At 43.5% G+C, this 19,174-nt stretch carries 20 protein-coding genes; 9 read left to right on the forward strand and 11 right to left on the reverse strand.

The genetic code is table 11. The features are described 5' to 3' along the window. The first annotated feature begins 65 nt into the window (after positions 1-65). On the forward strand, positions 66-608 hold the full coding sequence (locus tag B5D50_RS12620) for a DUF924 family protein (protein ID WP_078922998.1): 543 nt from the start codon (positions 66-68) through the stop codon (positions 606-608). A gap of 23 nt (positions 609-631) precedes the next feature. On the opposite strand, the gene B5D50_RS12625 is transcribed toward B5D50_RS12620, so the two are convergent. The 3 genes from B5D50_RS12625 to B5D50_RS12635 all read right to left on the reverse strand — a co-directional run bounded on the left by B5D50_RS12625 (position 632) and on the right by B5D50_RS12635 (position 3,381). Then, a complete protein-coding gene (locus tag B5D50_RS12625) occupies positions 632-1,153 on the reverse strand; it encodes a disulfide bond formation protein B (RefSeq protein ID WP_078922999.1) in 522 nt (173 codons plus the stop codon). A gap of 87 nt (positions 1,154-1,240) precedes the next feature. Further along, complete coding sequence (locus B5D50_RS12630) at positions 1,241-1,936, reverse strand: response regulator (protein WP_078923000.1); 696 nt, start codon at positions 1,934-1,936, stop codon at positions 1,241-1,243. A 2-nt stretch (positions 1,937-1,938) separates the two neighbouring features. Further along, positions 1,939-3,381 carry an ATP-binding protein gene (locus B5D50_RS12635; RefSeq protein WP_078923001.1) on the reverse strand — a complete coding sequence of 481 codons (1,443 nt, stop codon included), beginning with the start codon at positions 3,379-3,381 and terminating at the stop codon, positions 1,939-1,941. Positions 3,382-3,553: 172 nt separating this feature from the next. Between B5D50_RS12635 and B5D50_RS12640 the strand changes: the two genes are divergently transcribed. Continuing rightward, positions 3,554-4,114, forward strand: a complete 561-nt coding sequence (locus B5D50_RS12640) for an HPP family protein (protein WP_078923002.1) — start codon at positions 3,554-3,556, stop codon at positions 4,112-4,114. Between the two features lie 52 nt (positions 4,115-4,166). Here the strand turns inward: B5D50_RS12640 and B5D50_RS12645 are convergent, their stop codons facing one another. Beyond that, entirely contained in the window at positions 4,167-4,595 is a 429-nt protein-coding gene (locus B5D50_RS12645) for a PIN domain-containing protein (RefSeq protein ID WP_078923003.1), read from the reverse strand. After that, complete coding sequence (locus B5D50_RS12650) at positions 4,585-4,815, reverse strand: hypothetical protein (protein WP_078923004.1); 231 nt, start codon at positions 4,813-4,815, stop codon at positions 4,585-4,587. Before B5D50_RS12650 ends, B5D50_RS12645 begins: the two co-directional genes overlap by 11 nt. Positions 4,816-5,028: 213 nt before the next feature. Here B5D50_RS12650 and lexA point away from each other — a divergent pair, with 213 nt between their 5' ends. From lexA to B5D50_RS12685, 7 genes are all read left to right on the forward strand, one after another. Beyond that, positions 5,029-5,643 carry a transcriptional repressor LexA gene (lexA, locus tag B5D50_RS12655; protein WP_078923005.1) on the forward strand — a complete coding sequence of 205 codons (615 nt, stop codon included), beginning with the start codon at positions 5,029-5,031 and terminating at the stop codon, positions 5,641-5,643. A 117-nt stretch (positions 5,644-5,760) separates the two neighbouring features. Next, on the forward strand, positions 5,761-6,129 hold the full coding sequence (locus B5D50_RS12660) for a hypothetical protein (RefSeq protein WP_078923006.1): 369 nt from the start codon (positions 5,761-5,763) through the stop codon (positions 6,127-6,129). Between the two features lie 80 nt (positions 6,130-6,209). Continuing rightward, complete coding sequence (locus B5D50_RS12665; protein WP_078923007.1) at positions 6,210-7,616, forward strand: hypothetical protein; 1,407 nt, start codon at positions 6,210-6,212, stop codon at positions 7,614-7,616. Between the two features lie 157 nt (positions 7,617-7,773). Next, on the forward strand, positions 7,774-9,597 hold the full coding sequence (locus B5D50_RS12670; protein ID WP_078923008.1) for a FimV/HubP family polar landmark protein: 1,824 nt from the start codon (positions 7,774-7,776) through the stop codon (positions 9,595-9,597). A gap of 15 nt (positions 9,598-9,612) precedes the next feature. Continuing rightward, on the forward strand, positions 9,613-10,248 hold the full coding sequence (locus tag B5D50_RS12675) for an esterase/lipase family protein (RefSeq protein WP_078923009.1): 636 nt from the start codon (positions 9,613-9,615) through the stop codon (positions 10,246-10,248). A gap of 445 nt (positions 10,249-10,693) precedes the next feature. Further along, positions 10,694-11,689 (forward strand): adenosine kinase, encoded by a 996-nt coding sequence (locus tag B5D50_RS12680; protein ID WP_078923010.1) that lies wholly within the window; start codon positions 10,694-10,696, stop codon positions 11,687-11,689. Positions 11,690-11,921: 232 nt separating this feature from the next. Then, positions 11,922-12,485 (forward strand): hypothetical protein, encoded by a 564-nt coding sequence (locus tag B5D50_RS12685; RefSeq protein ID WP_078923011.1) that lies wholly within the window; start codon positions 11,922-11,924, stop codon positions 12,483-12,485. A gap of 9 nt (positions 12,486-12,494) precedes the next feature. Here B5D50_RS12685 and B5D50_RS12690 read toward each other — a convergent pair whose 3' ends face one another. The 6 genes from B5D50_RS12690 to creD all read right to left on the reverse strand — a co-directional run bounded on the left by B5D50_RS12690 (position 12,495) and on the right by creD (position 19,148). Beyond that, entirely contained in the window at positions 12,495-13,382 is an 888-nt protein-coding gene (locus B5D50_RS12690) for an AEC family transporter (RefSeq protein WP_078923012.1), read from the reverse strand. Positions 13,383-13,389: 7 nt separating this feature from the next. After that, positions 13,390-14,148 carry a sialate O-acetylesterase gene (locus tag B5D50_RS12695; protein WP_078923013.1) on the reverse strand — a complete coding sequence of 253 codons (759 nt, stop codon included), beginning with the start codon at positions 14,146-14,148 and terminating at the stop codon, positions 13,390-13,392. 106 nt (positions 14,149-14,254) lie between these two features. Beyond that, positions 14,255-14,614: a VOC family protein gene (locus B5D50_RS12700; protein ID WP_078923014.1), complete on the reverse strand. Its 360-nt coding sequence runs from the start codon at positions 14,612-14,614 to the stop codon at positions 14,255-14,257. A 128-nt stretch (positions 14,615-14,742) separates the two neighbouring features. After that, positions 14,743-15,561, reverse strand: coding sequence for a hypothetical protein (locus B5D50_RS12705; RefSeq protein WP_143594356.1), 819 nt, complete (start codon positions 15,559-15,561; stop codon positions 14,743-14,745). A gap of 84 nt (positions 15,562-15,645) precedes the next feature. Next, complete coding sequence (locus B5D50_RS12710; protein WP_078923016.1) at positions 15,646-17,484, reverse strand: DNA cytosine methyltransferase; 1,839 nt, start codon at positions 17,482-17,484, stop codon at positions 15,646-15,648. 257 nt (positions 17,485-17,741) lie between these two features. Next, complete coding sequence (gene creD, locus B5D50_RS12715; RefSeq protein ID WP_078923017.1) at positions 17,742-19,148, reverse strand: cell envelope integrity protein CreD; 1,407 nt, start codon at positions 19,146-19,148, stop codon at positions 17,742-17,744. Positions 19,149-19,174 lie beyond the last annotated feature (26 nt).

A 19,174-nucleotide genomic window follows, 5' to 3' on the forward strand; every position in this document is an offset into this window, starting at 1 on the left:
GCTTATTATAGAGCGGCGGCTCGCCTGTCTATAATGCCCTTATCAAAAAAATTTTGGAGTTACCTATGCAAAGTACGGATATTTTAAATTTTTGGTATACGCCCCCGATGCCTGAGCATTGGTTTAATTCGACCCCCGCGCTTGATCAAGAAATTCGTGAGCGTTTTGCCAATACTTGGCAGCAAGCTCAAGCAGGTGATTTGAATACATGGCAACAGACTGCTGAAGGCTGTTTGGCGCTTTGTATTGTCTTAGATCAGTTTCCTTTAAATATGTACCGTGGGCAGGCCTTGAGTTTTTCGACCGAGCAGCAAGCGGTTGCAGTCACTCAATATGCAGTGGCACAAGGTTTTGATCAACAACTACCACCAGAACGAGTGATGTTTTTATATATGCCACTGATGCATAGCGAGCATTTAGCTGATCAAGATGAGTCAGTGCGTCTATTTGCAGCAGCTGGTTTAGTCGAGAATGCCCGCTTTGCTGAGCATCATCGCTCGATTGTGCAGCGCTTTGGACGTTTCCCACATCGGAATGCAGCTTTAGGGCGAACCAGTACTCCCGCTGAGCTAGAGTACTTGAATTCAAAAGAAGCTTTTAAAGGTTAAAGCACGAACTTGAAATTTTAAGCTTAAAGCCGATGATCAGGGTAACGCAAACTACTCACCAACATCAGTAGCATCAAGACAAACAGTGTCACGGAGATAGCCATTAAGGTTTGAGCCATTGATAACACTTGCGGAATGACCCACGGGGTATAACCGCAAGAGGTCAGTGGCTCGAAGACACTCGGTAGCCATTGATGCAAAGGTAAGAAGCTAGGGTAATGAGGGTTCATTGAACAAGCACCGGTCACAAAGCCCATTTCAGTACCCAAAGTTTGATAGGCACGCTCCACAAAACCCGCTGAAAATAGCAGAACGAGCAGATTGGCTATCAGCAAACCGAGGCGATGTTTCCGCAAAAACAAACCTGCGATAGCGGCGATTAAAATTCCAAGAATCCAAGCACGAATATGTACACAGAGTACGCAGGGATCATAATAAAAAACATATTGATAGACTAAAGCTGCGGCCTCAAGTGCAAAGCAAAGGATGATCAAGCTCAGCCAAAATCCAGCAGAACGGTTCCAGCGTGCAAGTTTTTCTAGCATTTAAATACAGTCCTTGGTCGTTTTTGTTAGCAAACATACAGCTTTACCCGTTTTTTGCCAGTGTTGTTTTCGTTGTTTAGTTTAGTTTTAATTGTCGATGCCGGTTGGATCAAACTTATAACCAATTCCATATACCGAACGAATCACCTCGGTTTCTGGCAAAGCGGCCTCAAGTTTACGGCGTAGGTTTTTAATATGACTATCGACCGCTCGATCCGTGACAATGCGATGGTCATTATACAAATGATCCAGCAGATGATTGCGTGAATAAACTTTACCGGGATTGTTAACAAATTGCTGTAAGAGTCGAAACTCGACCGGAGTGAGGACTAACGCTTGGCCATTGATCCGTGCCTCCATCCGCTCTGGGTCAATCTCAATCCCCGTTTCTACCATGAGTTCACGAGCAGGGGTCGCAACCCGCCGCAGAATATTTTTTACCCGCACCACTAATTCACGGGGGCTATACGGTTTGCAAACATAATCATCCGCACCTAATTCTAGGCCAACTAAGCGATCAATTTCATCGACTTTGGCGGTCGCCATAATGATGGGTGTCTCGGTGAACTGACGTAGCTCACGAAAGATTTGCAAGCCATCTTTGCCGGGCAGCATTAAATCGAGAATGATTAAGTCCGGTGTTTGCTCGCGTACCCAAGCCGCTACCTCTAAACCATTGGCTAGCCACCCAACCTGAAAACCCGATTGCTGCAAATATTCGCGGAGGACTTCAGCTAGTTTGGGTTCATCTTCGACAATCAGAATGTTTTTTTGCTTATCCATGCTTAACTCTTAAGATCGGCAAGAGGAAATTCAAGATACACCGCCAAGCCCCCTAAAGGTGAGTGCTGTGCATAAATCTGCCCCCCTAAACCTTCGACAATATTCTTGCAAATCGACAAACCTAAACCCGAACCCCCTAAAGCCCGACTGCGTGATTTATCCACTCTGAATAAGCGATCAAATAAACGGGGTAAGGCAGCATCAGGGACACCCGGTGCACTATCTTGTACGACGAGTATGGCTTGATTAGCTTTGCGCTGACTCCTCACCACGACTCGCCCGGGTGAATCAGTATAACGATAGCTATTTTCGAGTAAATTGCTAAACACTTGGCGCAGGCTTTTATAATCTGCTTGGATCATTAAAGGCTGAGCTAATAATTGTGCTTCTAAATGCAAACCTTTGCTGGCTAAACGACTACTATTCGTTTGCACCCAATCACTCAATAGCTCATTCACATCCAGCAGTTCTAGCTCTGAGGGGTCGGTATCACCGGCATCTGATAAAGATAGTTGATGTAAATCATCCACCAATTTACTCAGTGATAAGACTTCTGCATGCAAGGAGCGAATGCGTTCAGGTGTGGGGTTACGAATCCCATCTTGAATCGCTTCGATCTCGCTGCGCAAGACAGCTAAAGGGGTACGTAATTCATGCGAAATATCAGCTATCCATTGTGCGCGCAGCTCTTGATGGCGTTGCAAGGATTCGGCCAGTTGATTGAAGCGCTGCGCTAAATCCCCTAATTCATCGCTGGAGCTGACAGGAATTTGTGTGCTGTAATGACCTGCACTTAAGGTTTTTGCACCTTGCATTAAACGCTTGATGGGGCGCACAAATTGGCGAGCAGCAATCAAGGCAATCAGCAGTGACAAACCCACAGCAAATAAAGCAATAAGATAAGCATTATGGGCTTGTTGTTGGCGAAAAGTTTCAGCGATTTGGTCATTTATCAATGGGCGTTGAATGACTTGCAACCAACCCACGATTTGTTGATCGACACTGATCGCTAAATTAGTCACCTTATCTTCACGCCGCAAGCTGGGTAGGCCAATAATCACTGCTCCATTTCCATCCAGCAACCGCAAGCGTCCGGCAAGACTTTGATTAGGGGGAGGAGCGGGATTATTGAGCGGGCGGTTGCGTCCTCGATGTTCATCACCTAAATGCTCAGGGCGGCGTGCTAACCGACCCTCACCAATCTCAGCCAATAACAAAGACCAATTGCGCCGCTCTAAGCGCAAACTATCCCAACTCTGCTGTGTTGCCCAAGTCTCTTCCAAGCGCTCGACTAAGCGTTGTGCACGCTCTAAATCATAACGATATTGATAATCTGCGAACCCCGTGCGAAAGCTCCAATTCATGAAAAACATCATAAAAAGGATTACCACAAAAGCCGTGGTAAGGATGGTGATGAGTAGTTTAGCAAAGATCGTCATTTTCATGCGCTGATCATAATGGTTAAATGCGTAGGAACCATGGAGTTAAGCACGCTTAGTTATTAAAATTTATCGGTATTTATCTGCCAACGCTCAGCAGTGTTTTCGTTTTTCTATTACCTTTAGCTAGTATCAAGCCCCTGAGGAAGCGTTAAAATGACCTGAAAAAGGGATTTCTATGCTATTAGCCAAACTGAAGCTCTACCTAAGTAAAATGCAAGGTGGGGGTAATAACTCACCGCATCCGATTCATTGGCGCAATGCTTTATGTTCGTGGATGGGGGGCTTTTTAGGGATCGCATTAGTGGGTTGGATGGATAGTCTAACCAGCCTGACGACACAAGATCATCTGTTGTTAATTGGCTCATTTGGTGCAACTGCGGTGCTTTTATACGGTTCGCCCAGTGCGCCTTTTGCTCAACCACGTTATGTGATTGGCGGCCATGTGATTTGTGCCTTAGTTGGTGTAAGTTTTTATAAGTTGATGCCTGACCCTTTATGGCTTAGTTCCGCCTTGACGGTTTCTACAGCGATTGTCTTGATGTATCTGACACGCACGACTCATCCACCCGGTGGCGGTACGGCTTTGATTGCTGTAGCAGGGAGTGAGCGGGTACATGAATTGGGTTATTGGTTTGTGGTTGAGCCGATTCTCTTAGGAGTTTTGCTACTATTGATCGTTGCCTTAGTGGTTAATAATCTTTCACCGTTGCGCCGTTATCCTAACTATTGGTTTTAAGCTATCGCGATAACTCGTTATAACCAAACGAAGCGAGTGGCTCACTCTAGTATTATTCGCTGGCCTTAAATGGATTCTGAATCAGCAAGGCTTCAAGCTGTCTACCATTTTGCAGATCTTCACTAAATAAGATTTGGCAATGAGCGTGTAGGGCTGCCTCTACAATTAAGCTATCCCAAAATGAAAAGGCTAGGCTCTGCTGACGTTTCATGGCAGCAGCAATAATCATTTTATCGACTTGTACTAATGGATACTCAGCGAAAGCATTCACAATGTCTGCGACTTCCTCAATGGGTAGTACTTGCTTCCCCATTTTACTCAAAGTGACGTATAGCTCTTGCAATACTTGGGTACTTAAAACTAATTGACCATCGCTACCAAACTCACGGATCAAACGCTTAGCGATTATCTGTTTGTCTGGCTGCGCTTGATCAAATGCATAGACCAATATGTTGGTATCGAAGAAGGCCTTAACGCTCATAGAGTTGTTCTCTTGTCCATTGTTCCCCAGCACTGCTAAAGGTAGATTCTTCAGCTTTTTGCAAAATATGCTTTGTGGTTTGCTGATAACGTTGGTCGCTGTTAATAAACTCTTTAATGAAGCTGCGGATAATAGCGTTCAATGACCTACCTTGTTGAATAGCGAGAATACGTGCTTGCTTGAGATCCTCTTCATCAAGCGTAATCGTAAAATTAGTCATCCATTACCTCGTGAACTCGTGTAACACGAGAATAGTTTAACAAAGTCATTAAAGCAAAGAAAGTTTGCAGTCTTAGGCTGTCTAAAACCACCACTCATCGGAAAAAACGAACAAAAAACGAATAAAGCCCAAGAATTTTTGATTGGCAAAGTTCGTCTATAGTTCGTATATTTAGTTCGTGTTTGGTTCGGTTTACTAAGGGATGGATGGGAAATGTCAAAATTAACACGCAGGCAGCAGGAGATTTTACAAACGATACGCTCGCTGTTCGAGATGAACGGTTATGCCCCCACACTTGATCAAATTGGTCATCAAGCTGGCTTGAATACCCGCAGCACGGTTCACCAACATGTACAAAGCTTGATTAGCCTGGGTTATTTAGACGAGGCCGCTGAAGGTAAGCGCGCTTATAGTATTCCAAGTCATTGGGCTAAACCAACAACACCATCGTTTCCGCGTGGCTTACAACTCTTAGGGAAAATCGCAGCAGGTAAACCTATCGAAGCCTTAGATAAAAATGAAATTAGCCCCAATGAGTTATTTTTAGGTCCTAATCGCTATGCCCTTAAAGTTCAAGGCGAATCAATGCGTGATATTGGTGTGATGGATGGTGATTATGTGGTGATTCAACATGCAGAAACAGCCAGTAATAATGACATTGTTGTCGCCTATGTGGATGGGGATGGTGCGACTTTAAAGCGTATCTTTTATTTATCGGATGGTCGGGTTGAATTACACCCTGAAAATAGTCAGATGCAACCGATGATTTATCCAGCTAGTTGTGTACAGGTACAAGGAAAAATGGTTGGTTTATTCCGTAGTTACTAATCGGCTCAACTGAGTTTAATTGAATGCCCTGATCGCTAGGCCAACCTCTAGCGATCTTATAGGCAGCGTATACCGCTGCCTTTTTTTTAAATTATATCAATAAACAGGAGTTTCAATATGGCGATTAATCAGAATTTAAAATCATCGACTCAGTTAAAATCAAGGGTCAATACGTCTAGCCCTGATCTGGTAATTGAATCAACGAGGTCTAATGCCGATGAAATTAACAGTTCATTAGACCTAGCAGAAGCTTGGGGAGTGATTCGTTGGGTTTTAGTGGCCTGGGCGATCGGTATTTGGCTGCTGTTGGTCGTGCTCCCCGGGATGGATAAAATTATTAATGCGACCACAGCCATGCTGCATTTACCCACTATCTTTATTGGCTTAGGTTTAATTGGGGCAATATTGGCAGCCTATAATATGCGCTCTGATAAGCATTTATTGTGGTTTTTGGCTGTCTTGCTATTACTGGCAGGTTGGATGTAAGTGAAGGGTGCGAAGAAAGCGGCAACTCTCTCCGCACCTGACCCTGTGTCATTTGGGAAGATTCGACAGGAGTGATAATTATGACTGATTCAAAGACAAAAACCAAATTTGATCGACCAGCGTTTATTGTACGTAGCAAATCACTAAAAGATTTATTACGTGATTTACGCAAAGCAGAGTTATGGTTATTTATAGCAGCCATAGCTGCCTTTTTAGCCTCAGCATTTTTCGTAGTAAAATATTTTGTGGGTGGGGATATGACCCCCGAAACTTGGAGTTCAGAGCAATGGATGAATGCCCTGTTAGGTTTAGGGATCACTGCGGTGATTACTGCTGCCCAAGCTTTTTTGTATGCATCTGGCTATAAGGGGCCTGCTGCAATTATCGCAACCTTTATTGTGGTTTTCTTTGGTTTATTCTCAGAAATTTCACAGTCAATGGAGCGAGAGGATGCGACAGTACGCCATCGCTCTGAGAATTCAGCGGTCTTCCAAGCGGCGGTGGGTAGTATTAATAGTTTAGCGAATAGTGCTTCTAGTATTTCGAATGAGCAACGTGCTTTGGCAGATACTCGTGCTCAATTAGCTTATTGGCAAGATTTAAAAGTCCAGAAAAATGCTCGGCATGAAGCTGTTAAATATTCACATCGAAGTTTAGATCGAAAAATTGCTGATTATGAGCGCAAATTAGCTTCTTACCATCATCAAGTCAGTCTGCAAGATCAAACACGTTCCAGTTTATTAGGCAGTGCGATTAATCAGGCTAAACAATTGGAGTATGATGAAGATAAACATTATGCAATGATTCGGTTAATCAAAGATTTTTTAGGTGTGACAGGTATTTGGGCTTCATTCTTCTTTTCAGTAATTATTATCGGTACTTTTGAGTATGCCTTTCATTTTGTAGGTGTTTATGTAGCAGATCACCGTGCGGCACTGTTATTAATGGGGCGTGATTCACAAGGTAAGTTAATCAATGCACCTGCAGAGATTCCCTTAGTGGCACAACAGGCCGGTCGCGGGGTGATTCCTAAAGATCATGCCAATCAATTGCGTGATGAATATTTAGCTTGGGTTTCACCCGATCGTGGTGAGCGCACGAATACGACCTTGCCCACGGAAAACTCACAAAAACTAGAGGAGCTGGCGGTTGAAGAAAATAAGGTGGCTGACATGACCCAAAAGCGCTTTTTCAAGATTATCTACACAGATGTTCGTAATCGTATTTTGAATGGTGAAGTGAAGCCTACCGTTCGACCCGTAACTGAGGCGGTCAGTACGATGATTCGTGAAAAGGGTGAACGGATGGGGATTAAAGCTGCATTGATGGGTAAGCCCGAGCGTCAAGCCATTGCTGAGGCGATTTTGCGCACCCTCGAGCAAGAAACCGTCGTCGAGTTGAATGCGGAAGGAGGGGTGGGTAAACCCAAATATGTGTTGGCACCCAAATATGCCGAAGCAATGCAGCTGAATAAGGTCGCTTTTTAGTTTTTCCAGACCCCTAATCCATCAGAACCTGCTGAGGCCTTGCAGGTTCTGACCGGAATTCCCTAGAGTTTATCCATTCTCAGGCTGCATTCCTGTCTGGAATCAGCTATAAACCAATGATACAAAATAGCTAAATGAAAATGGACTTGCTGTGTTTATGTTAAAGCCTATCTTACCGATAATGCTCTTGGGGCTGGCATTATCAATGCCTGTCGAAGCTACCCGTTCTTATGGTCCGGTCAAAGATCAGGATACGCTGTGGAGTATTGCTACTCAGCTTCGACCTGATCAGGGCGCGACGGTACAACAAACCATGCTCGCACTTTATTATAAAAACCCGCAAGCTTTTGCTAGTAATAATATCAATTCATTGATGAAGGGCGCAGTACTGAAAGCCCCAAACTCAGCCGAAGCACGTCGTTACCAACGTTTAGGGGCTTTACGTGAAGCGCGTAAGCATAATGTCTATTGGACTCGGGGTGCTCAATTACCTTATACCGTTCCGCCCCCTGTACCCAAAATAAAAGAACGAGCCAACCCGAAGCGTTCAAAAGTAGTGACGGTTAAAGCCAGTGTAAGTGAGGCATCGCCATCGAGGTCGACAGCGAGGTCAACTGAACGGCGCATTACTCGCTTGCAGGCGCAATTGCAAAGCGTTGAAAGTAAAAACCAACGCCTTGCCGCCGAGCTGCAGGCCTTACAAGCTAAACAGACTCAGAGTAAATCTAGCCCACAGTTAGATGCACAAGTTAAAAAGCTCAAGCTAGAATTACAAGAGCTGACGAGTGTTTTGGGTCAGAAAGATAATCATATCAAAACGCTGCAAGCTTCTTTGAAAAATGCCAGTGAAACCATTAAATCCCAGCATGCGGACAATATGCGTTTGTATGACAAACTGAAGGAGGTCAGCCCTAGTAGTCTACCGGCTAGCCCTAGTTCAGAGGGTAAATCAGAGCTAAAGCTTACCACGGTCGAGGCTTCGACAGCTGCTGTCGCCAGCAAGAACCAGGGCAGTAAAGATACGCCACCTAAATCAGTCTGGGCCGATCAACAAACGACACCAAACAAGCAAGCTAGCACAACACCTACTGAATCAACACCCACTGAATCAGCATCCACTGAATCAGCATCCACTGAATCAGCATCCACTGAATCAGCATCCACTGAATCAGCATCTACTAAATCAACACCTACTGAATCAACACCTACTGAATCAACACCTACTGAATCAACACCTACTGAATCAACACCTACTGAATCAGTACCGAGTAAGGTGAATAATACGAGTGATCCTAAAGCGCTGAATAGTCCTGAACCCCAAACTAACCCGCCTACCGCAGCCCCTAGTGCGAGTGAAGCGAGTCAAACTAGCCCTGAATCATCAACCTTAGCGGCAGCAGTGCCAAATACGGTTACTACCGCTATTCCTAGTAGTAGTCCTACCGCTACTGCCTCTAATACTGATGACAAGGCGACGCAACCTACGGCAGGCAAAACAGGCTCTGAGGCAACTGATCAAGGTGTTGATAAAAATACCGATCAAGATAAAAGCACTTCCCCCGAGGCTGTAGCTGCTTCAACAGCTTCTGAAATTAAAGCGCCTAGCGGTGCTCAAGCCGTGGCTCAACTTACCCCCACTAATGAGGTAAAAACCTCGGGTTCAGTACCTGTTTCGCAAATGTTGGCTCAACCCCACTCAGTATCCACACCCGCTGGGGATAAGGTGAATTCCAGCTCTGCCCCCTTGCGCGGAGTTTCTCCCTTGGCTTTAGCGATAGCGTTGATTTCCTTGCTGTTTATTCTGGCTTTAGTCTGGCGTGCTTTCTTGCAGCATCGTGAAATGCGCCAGTTAGAACAGGAAGAGGCGCGGATGGCCGAACGGATGCGTAAGCGCTTAGAAGAAAATCAAGCTGCAATGGCAACGAATCTGGTTGAGCGGAAGGAGACGGACTTAGCATCTAATACCGAAATAAAATTCTAACCTGCCCTGAGTATCATGACTGAGAAAATTCTTTTGCTACACGGTCTTTGGTTGCATCCTTTGGCGATGCGTTGGATGCAACAGCAATTTAGTGCAGCCGGTTATGAAACGATTGCACCGGTCTATCATTCGATTAGCAATAATTCGGCGAAGAACGTCACCCTTATTTATGAAGCGGTGCAGCAGTTAGTGCTGCCCGTCGAACGCTTGCATATAGTTGCGCACAGTCTCGGGGGGATTTTGGCCTTACAGATGTTGAGTTGCCATCCCGAGTTGCCGCCCGGATCTTTAATCACCCTAGGAACACCCGTGAAAGGGAGTTTGATTGCACAGCGTTTAGCTAAATATCGTTTGTTTCGCCCACTGATAGGCCATAGTTTTGAGCAAGGTTTAGACGGTCAAGGTTTACCTAAAGTCTTAGCGCGTCAGTGGGGGATGCTAGCAGGGAATAAGCCAATTGGTGTCGGGCGGTTATTGGGTGGGATTGCAGATGTTAATGATGGTGTTGTCGCTTTAGCCGAAACTTATCACCCCGCTCAAACCGAACATCGGATCTTGCCGCTTTCACATAGCAGCATGCTATTTTCTGGCCTTGTGGTACAAGAGTGCCTGAGCTTTATTCAAAGAGGTCGATTTTCAGCCATTAACTGATCCAAGCTCATGGATAAATTGTCAAGCAAACTGTCAAGTATTTTTTGCTGTGGATAAGTTCAAAGCTTGCGCCTTGTGGTCAAGTATTTTTTGAACCACTACCTATAGTAGCTTGGCGTAAAACCTAGATTCAATGGGATTTTTGGCGGGTTTTTGCCGATAAACGGTAGTTTTAGGGGGGTAAACCGTTATTTATCGGCGATTTTGTTAAGCTCGCTCCACTTTTTATTTAAAAAATATTTGACGGATGATAAGAGTCTTGTGCATAAGCCTGTGGATAACTCTGTCGATAACTGCCTAGCTAATGAAGTGTTTAAGCGGTGTTTTGAGCTAGGCTAAGCAAGGATTTGCTTCTAAAATCAATTGATCCGTCCTCATCTCTAGAAAATTGTTGATGAATACGGTACAAGTGCCTCCCATCTTTTTTAGCTTTTAAAGTACACCTATGAAATACGATGTATATGGTATTGGCAACGCGCTAGTGGATAAAGAGTTCGAAGTGACGGATGATTTTTTAGCCGCAGAAGGCATTGAAAAAGGCTTAATGACCTTAATTGATGAAGAGCGCCACAATCATTTATTAGCGAGCTTAAAACAAAACAAGGGCTTAAAAAAACGGGCCGGCGGTGGCTCAGCAGCAAATAGTATTGTCGCAATCAGCCAGTTTGGTGGAAAAACCTTTTATGCCTGCAAAGTAGCCAATGATGAGTTTGGTGAGTTTTACATGCATGATTTGCATGCAGCGGGAGTTGATACTCGTTTAGATCAAGTGCGTTGCATCTCGCAAGGGAAAACCGGTAAATGCATGGTCATGGTGACACCCGATGCCGAGCGCACGATGAATACTTATTTAGGGATTACCAGCGATTTTTCAGCCGCCGAATTGCATTATGAAGAATTAAAGCAATCTAATTATTTATATGTCGAAGGCTATTTAGTCACTTCAGATACCTCGCGTGCGGCTGTGTTAGCAGCACGGGAAGTCGCCAAACAGCATGGGGTCAAAATGGCGATGACTTTCTCTGATCCTTCAATGGCGACCTATTTCAAAGCAGGTTTAGTGGAAATGCTAGGCGAAGGGGTGGATCTATTGTTTTGTAATCAAGACGAAGCATTCGCATTTACAGGCCAGACGCATTTAAACGATGCGATTCGAGTACTCAAACCTTTGGCACGCAAGCTCGTAGTTACCCTTGGTAGCGAAGGGGCTTTAGTAGTGAATCCTGATCATGAGGTCAAAATTGCGGCACAGCAAGTCACGCCTGTCGACACTAATGGGGCAGGTGATATGTTTGCAGGCGCATTTCTCTATGGGCTTACCCAAGGTTTTAATGATGAGCAAGCGGGTGCTTTAGCAAGTAAAGCCGCCGCCCGCATCATTCAAGTGTATGGTGCACGCTTAGATAAACAAATCCATCAAGAACTATTAGCCGCCGTTTAATTAGCTTCACTAGCGCTGCATGCTTAAATAGGCAGCGCTTTAATTTCCTCCACTGCCGATAAAATCCTAAAGTACTGATAAATCTATAAACAATTCGACAAATATTACTAATTTTATCGGGCATACCTTTGCACTTGTCCTTCCCGTGCTCCGCTTTCACTCGCAAATCGAAGATGATAAATCCTTAAGAAAAACATTTCGGGATTTTAATTGGGGTAAAGGGAAAGACCAAATGTTAACGCCAATTCAACACGGGCAGATACACACTAACCATATCAGTGGTATTGAGCCAGTACTGCCAAATCAGTACGATCAACGCAATTTACGTCGCCACACAGAACGCTTTGTCAACTTCGCCTTGCCCAAAGCGTTATATCAACAAATGGCACGTTTAGTCGGAAATTTTCTACAACAAATGGTCGGGCGCGAGGAAGACCTAGCACATAAAAGCAACGGCAAACCTGAACTGGCGACGCATCGCTTTTATAAACCGATCAGTACGGCAGGGCAGCCTAAAGAAGTGCGTGGGATTGCTGATCGGATGCCCCGCCTAGTCGACCCAGAAAATCCTTTTCCTGAAAAGGATCTTATTTTCTTGGGCGAAGCTAAAGAGTATCCCTCAGCAGTGATTGCAATTCAGTATAATGACCAAATCAAACCGGTCTGTTATGAAGGGAATCAAGTCGTGGCGCGCCATCTGCATTTAGATAGCACACAAAGCTCTATTCGGGGGCAACTTGTTCTTGCTGATGGTGAGCGTCTACCAGTGACGATTCGCGTGCTGACTGCTGTTTAGATACATGGATTAAAGTTTTAGGGCAAACCAAAGGGTAGCCGGAATAATAATCAAGCTACCCAAGTTGCCGAGCATGACAATTGATGCCACCCGCACGGGCTCTTGTTGGTATTGTTCAGCCACTAATACATTTAAGACTGCAGGTGGCAAAGCGGCAAATACCAATAAAACGCCGGTTTCTATCGGAGTTAAATCTAAAAACGGTAATAAAGCTAAAGCACAGATTAAACCTGCTGCTGGGCCAGCGATTGCACCGAATACGCCAATTTTCCAATCCTTTAAACTCACGTCAAGCAGACGAACGCCTAAGGAAAAAAGCAGTAAGGGAATTGAAACCTGCCCTAATAATTTCAAGGTATTGGCAAGCGGTGCAGGCAAAGTAACGTGTAAAGAACTCAAGATTAAACCCGCAATCGCTGCAATAATCATCGGCATTTTCAATAATTTTAAGGGATTAGTCTTATGATCAAGCAGATAGAGGCCGAGAGTAAAGTGCAACAGCATTTCAATAATAAATAGCACCACAGCCGCTTGGAGCAAATCTTCACCAAAAGCGAATAAAATCAGTGGGATACCCATATTGCCAGAATTATTAAACATCATCGGTGGCAAGAAGGTTTTGAGATTGATTTTTAAGGCTAAGGCAATCGGTAAGAGTAATAGGCCAGAGCCTAACACGACCGCAACCCCACCTACTGCCAAACCCCAATAGCCACTAAAATCAAAGGGCTTATCCATTAAAGCCCAGAAGACTAAGAAGGGGGCGAAAATTTCCATATTTAGCTTATTCACCACTGACATATCAGGGCGAAAACGCCAGCCATAGTAAGTACCTAAACCAGCACAAGCAAACACTGGAAATATAATACCAATAATTCGAAAAATAGCTTCTAGCATAGAGGCTTTAGCGCACAGCTAATTGATTACGTTTACGGGCTTGGTCAATATAAGCTTTAGCGAAACGCTTACCCAGCTCTAGTTGACCGTGTGCATTATAGTGAACATGGTCATACATTTTGCCTAAGCCGTCCGTAGAGACCAAAATAGTGTTCTGGGTAGCTTGTTGAGCTTGACGTTGGCTGGCTTGAACTTGGGCAACTTTTGAGAAGGCTAAATCCTCTGGGTTAATTTGTCCGAGAATAAATAAGCTATTGGGGGAAGCTAAATCATTACGCAGTGCTTGAATAAAACGGTTCAAACGCCCGCCATACTGACCCGCTAAATCGGCACTGCGCGCATCACTTTCACCTTGCATCCAAACAATAGCATCAATTTTTTTGTCATGATCTTTAGGCAAAGAAAAGCCTACTTGGCGTAATAAGCCTTGGTATAAAGCTTGACCAGGCAACCAGCGCTCAATCGTGCTACCCGTCGCAGCTTGCTTAATAATAATATGGGTATCATTCGGAAACGCCCGCGCTACTTCATGTGCAAAGCCAATTTCAGGGCCAAAATAGGCAAATTGCGCCAAGCCTTTTTCACGACCTTGATAATAGAATTTAACATTTGACGGTGTTTGGCGGTAGCTAGCGGGTAGCTCAGCGATTTTGCCTTTGCCCATCATGTTTGATTGCCCCGCCAACAAATAAATCCGATCCTCTGCATGGGCAAGACCGGCTAGGCCAAGTAGTACCACGGAAACTAGCATCCCTGTTAAACGCATTACCCGTTCCTCAAGCGAAAAGGAACAATATAATTGTGCTAAGCCTAACTGTACATGAAAAAAATCTCAATCAAGGCTCATTGTATTGGATACAGGGTATAGTTGGTTATGCGCCTTCTTCGGACCAGACCGCGAGTTCATTGCCGCTAGGTTCAGCAAAATGAAAACGACGGCCACCCGGAAAGCTAAATATCGGTTTAACAACCTTGCCGCCTGCTTCGATAACTTTGGCAAGTGTGCTCTCAAGATTATGGCTGAAGAAAATCAATAATCCTGCACCATTGATTGTGTTGGAACATAGATCAGCCTTGAAGAAACCACCATCGAGACCCTGCCCAGAGAACGCGGTGTATTCGGGGCCATAGTCTATAAACGACCAACCGAATGCCTTTTCAAAAAACGCCTTCGTGGACTGCAAATCCGCAGATGGGAACTCAACGTAATTTAGCTTTTCATGTTCGTTCATGGGGCTATCTCTGATTTAAGCGCATAACTAGAATTATACAGCCCTCCATTAATAATTCATCCCATATCATCTAGAAAAATTTAGTAGTTATGCGATTCCCAAAGCCTGCATTTGGCGGTGCGCAGCCTCTATTGAATAGCCAACTTATTCCAAATATCACGATGCTCGTGTTTGATGGCTTTGTCTTCAACAAGCAATTCCACATACTTTGGAAATACAAGGCTCGGGTCTGATAGTAACCTTAAATAGTATTTAAGGCTTGGAACCAAGCCATTAACAATCAACTGACAGTTGTACATTGCTTTGATTTTTGAAATTAAATGACTTAGTTCATTATCAGGCTCACAATTTTGATGTGTAGTGAGAATGTAATAGCGATTTACAGACTTATCCATAATTTTCTCGGCCGCACTGTGGATAATTCTATTGCTGATAGCAATATTGTGTTTTACCTCGATTGCTTCAAAAACTTCTCCACTGTTTTCTTCAATTATTTCAATATCTCCAATAGCACCAGTTTGAGAGTCTGCTGCTGAGTGTGCTTCAAGAGGTTTTAGTTTCATCCCCTTGTAACGACTCATTTGCTCAATAAGTACGCTATAAACAGCATAGAGTGCAAGTACAGGTAAACGAGATGCTCCTTTAGACGCCTTGTACTCATAGAAGAAGTGATTTCTGAAAAGACTAATAATAAGCTGAATATCTTTAGTCTTTGGAATCGACAGGGTTATCTTTTTAGACTCAAGTAGGATCATCTGATAATGTAAAAGACACGCTAATGCAACTGCCGCAGACTCGCCATCTTCTTCAACATAGTTAAACGTTTTTAAGAATGGCTCTTTGATGTCACCAATATTTTCATCATAGTTAAGCATATAAGGCTTGGGGCGTTCAAATGTTCTAGTTTGCCAGCCAGATTTAGCTCCTTCAAAATTATTTGCATTCAACCAAGGGTAAAAGTGTTGTTCAGCACATCAATAATTTTCGCTTGAATATCTTGGCCTGCTTCTTGGATTTGGCGCGCCATAAAATTATCCTCTACTGATATTTAAATTATGCTCTGTTAATATTTGAGGTTTTACTGAGAAATTCATCTGTTTTCCGAATGGCAGTGTAAATGGATAAGAAACCATATATACATCTTTGGGGATTGCAATATTGGTCTCGTGGCAGCGAATATCAAATCGGTAAGATCGTAGTAAATTCACTAATTGAATAAAGTTAGCTATGCCAAATCTAAAACCAAATAATTGAGTGAGGTGCTCTCTAGGAAAGTATCTAGAGCAGTTTTCAAAATTAGATACATGTTTTGAAAATAGTGCAATAGGCTCTTCTGATTTTATAATAAAGTTTTTTATTCTAAAAACTGGATGTGGCTCTGTGAAATGGCCATAAAGTTCAAACAATGAATGAAAGTTGCTAGACTTAATAACCCAGTCATCTATTGCGTTCCACATTGTTTGGATCGTGTGTTCAGATTCACCATAAGCAGTAACATCAAGAACTGCTGACGGTCGGCTATTGGCACTAAGTTGTTCTTCAGTATCAAATATTTCCAAAAATGCCTTAGCAAATAATTTTTTACTTGTATCAGATTTTATCTTTATTTTCGCAATAGTACCCTCAATTACGACCTCAACATTGGGTTTACCAGATAATGAGTTTGGAGCAACTACACTACTATAATTGTTAAGCCTAAAGGATGATGTCTCACTATTTTGTGCTTTTGCTACTATCGCATGTGTTTCTCTTGTTTTAGTGGCTTTTTTTCCTTTGCGGCTATCAAAAGATAAGACAAAATCTTTTTGCAGAAGCTCCAAGTCTACTGTTTTTTCAAAGATCTGTTTTGCAATAGCTAATGCCATTATATAAGAAAGTTTTGGGCTAACTGAGTTACCAATTTGTTTAATTTTATCACTACGCTCTCCAACAAATTGATAGCTATCTGGAAAGCCTTGAAGACGCATATATTCCTTTACTGTAAAGCACCGATTCTCCCAATGGAATGGCCCAGTGTATTTTCCCGGACTAGCAATTAAAGTCTTAATCGGAAGGTTTGGGCTTGCTTTGTATAAAAAATCAGAGAATCGAGAGCGATACGCAAAAACAGGGTTTGGATACCCCCTTTTTGCAGTAAAGAATAAATAGTTTTCACCAGGTGGAACGAGTGGCAAAAGATGTGCATATTTACCATTATTTAAGATAAGAGCTTCTTTGTCTTCATCTTCAGCAATGCCCTCTAAAGCTTTACCTGAAGTGATGTGTGGCTGACTACTTACCGAGTCTGGTCCAAACAAGGGTCTAGGGAATAAAAACTCATGGGTGAGATTATGTCCAACCATAATCATTCTTTCCCGTTGTTGTGGAGCGCCGTAATCGAGTGCATCAAGAATTCTATAGCTAATGCTATATCCAAGATCCCTGAATGCATTAACGATGGCTAACCAGTCTTGGCCTTGGTTTGTACCAAGAATACCTCTAACATTTTCAAAGAGAAAAGCTTTCGGTTTGACATGGCCAATAATTCCGCAATATGCTTCAAACAAAGTCCCACGGTCATCCAATCTACCTGCAGCACCACCAGCCCTTCTTCCTGATGCTGAAAAGGATTGACAGGGAGGTCCACCAATGATCAGATCAACCTCTTTTGGTAAGGTTTGTAGATCAATCTTTCTAATATCTGCTCGTTCAACAATGGTTGCTTTAGAAAGCATTTCACCTAAATTAGCTTTCAATGTTTCACACGAGAGATCATCAATATCTGTGGCATAAACCACATCATAGCCAGCTAAATCAAAACCTAAATCAAGCCCACCCGCTCCAGTAAAAAGGCTGATGACTCGGATTCCTTTACCTACTCTGTCTTGCATTGTCTTACCTACATGACTTCGATCAAAACAGTTTACCCTGTTTGGAGAGAGAAATATCAAGCTAATAGTTCATCGTGTCTCTCTGACACAAATTCCCGATATGCGCCAGCCTCGCACCGAGTAGTATGAACCCAAAGCCAGCCTAAGCGATATGGGGCCTAGCTCCACTGAATATTAACCCTAAGCCGAATACCTAGATAAAACAGGTTATGCTTAGCCCATTAGGCCAGCATAACCTCGATCTAGCTAAAATCCATCTAAGCGCTGGGTAGTGTGTCTGACTCAGGTTCAGGGCGATTCAGCTTAGCTTGCGGTAAAGCATTGGCGGTTAAGGCATACCAATCTAAATGGCGGGTCGCTAACATTAAGGCCGCTAACACAGCAAAAATCAACAAACTGCCCATTAATAAAGCATTATCCTCAGCTTGAAGAATCACATAGAGCACGGTATATAAACTCAGTAAACCACTGCCTAACAACAAACCTAATTGACGACTATGGAGAATAGCTCCGAAATAGAGAGTCAATAAGCCCGTGCTTGCGAGGGCAGCGATTAAATACGCCCAGCCGAAATCAATATGTTCAGAGAGTGAAATCAGTAGTAAATAAAATACGGTTAAGGCTAAGCCGACTAAGAAGTATTGAATCGGATGAATACGCAGTTGCTTTAATAGCTCAAACATAATCAATACAACGAAGGTGAGCAAAATAAATAAGACAGCATATTTAATACTGCGTTCAGATTGCTGATAAACATCGACTGGTTGTAATAAGTCAAAACCCACTGAACGATTTAAGAGCGCATCACATTGATTGGCACTGCATTGCTCTAAAGCCGCACTCACATTATAAGAGAAGGAGGATGCCCGCCAATGAGCCGTGAAGCCTTGATCATTAATGGTGCGCTCTTCTGGCAATAACTCACCAGTGAATTTAGGATGTGCCCAATCGGCTACTAAGCCTAGCTCGGAGTTTTCTGCCAATAGAGCAAAATTCATCGAACTCATACCGCGTAATTTTAGGTCAAAATTAAATTTAAAGATCTGTGCGGTGACTGTACTGAATTCAGGCAGTTTAGCATGCATACCTGCTGTCGCATTCGGTAGGTTTGTACCGGGGTTAAAGGCCAAGTTTTGCTGATTCCAAATCAAGTTAGGCGGTGCTGCAATTCCGCGTTGGTCTCGTACTAATACCGATAGATAAGGGCTATACAATTGTAGTTGATCATTTTTATGTTCATTGAGCAAATCGACCAAGGCTTGAGTTTCAAAACTCCCGGAGACTTGTAAGCTACTATTATAAATCGGGACTGCATAAATGCCCCGCGAGCGAGTTTCACTGTCTAGGGCGCTTTGTATGTCCAATTGTTTGGGAATCATGATCAACCGCTTGTCAATCTTCTGTGCTTTGACCACTTCGCGGCTCGTACCGTCTTTTTCGGTAATAGTTTCTTTCAGATTGACCGTGAGGGTATAGGGAATCACTAAGACTGGGCCGGCGAGAGTTTGTGAACCCGGCCAACTTTGCTCAATGCTGCTATAAGCTTCCGAGCGCCAACTTGCGCGCTCACTTACTAAGCCCATCAAAGAGGCCTGTGGAATAAACAAGAGAATAATGAGGATAAAAATAATGAACAATTTTAAAGCTAAGCGATAGTTTTGCATGATCTGACTCCTTCTACATTGCCCAC

The sequence above is a fragment of the Thiothrix eikelboomii genome, assembly GCF_900167255.1.
In the GTDB taxonomy this organism is placed as follows: domain Bacteria; phylum Pseudomonadota; class Gammaproteobacteria; order Thiotrichales; family Thiotrichaceae; genus Thiolinea; species Thiolinea eikelboomii.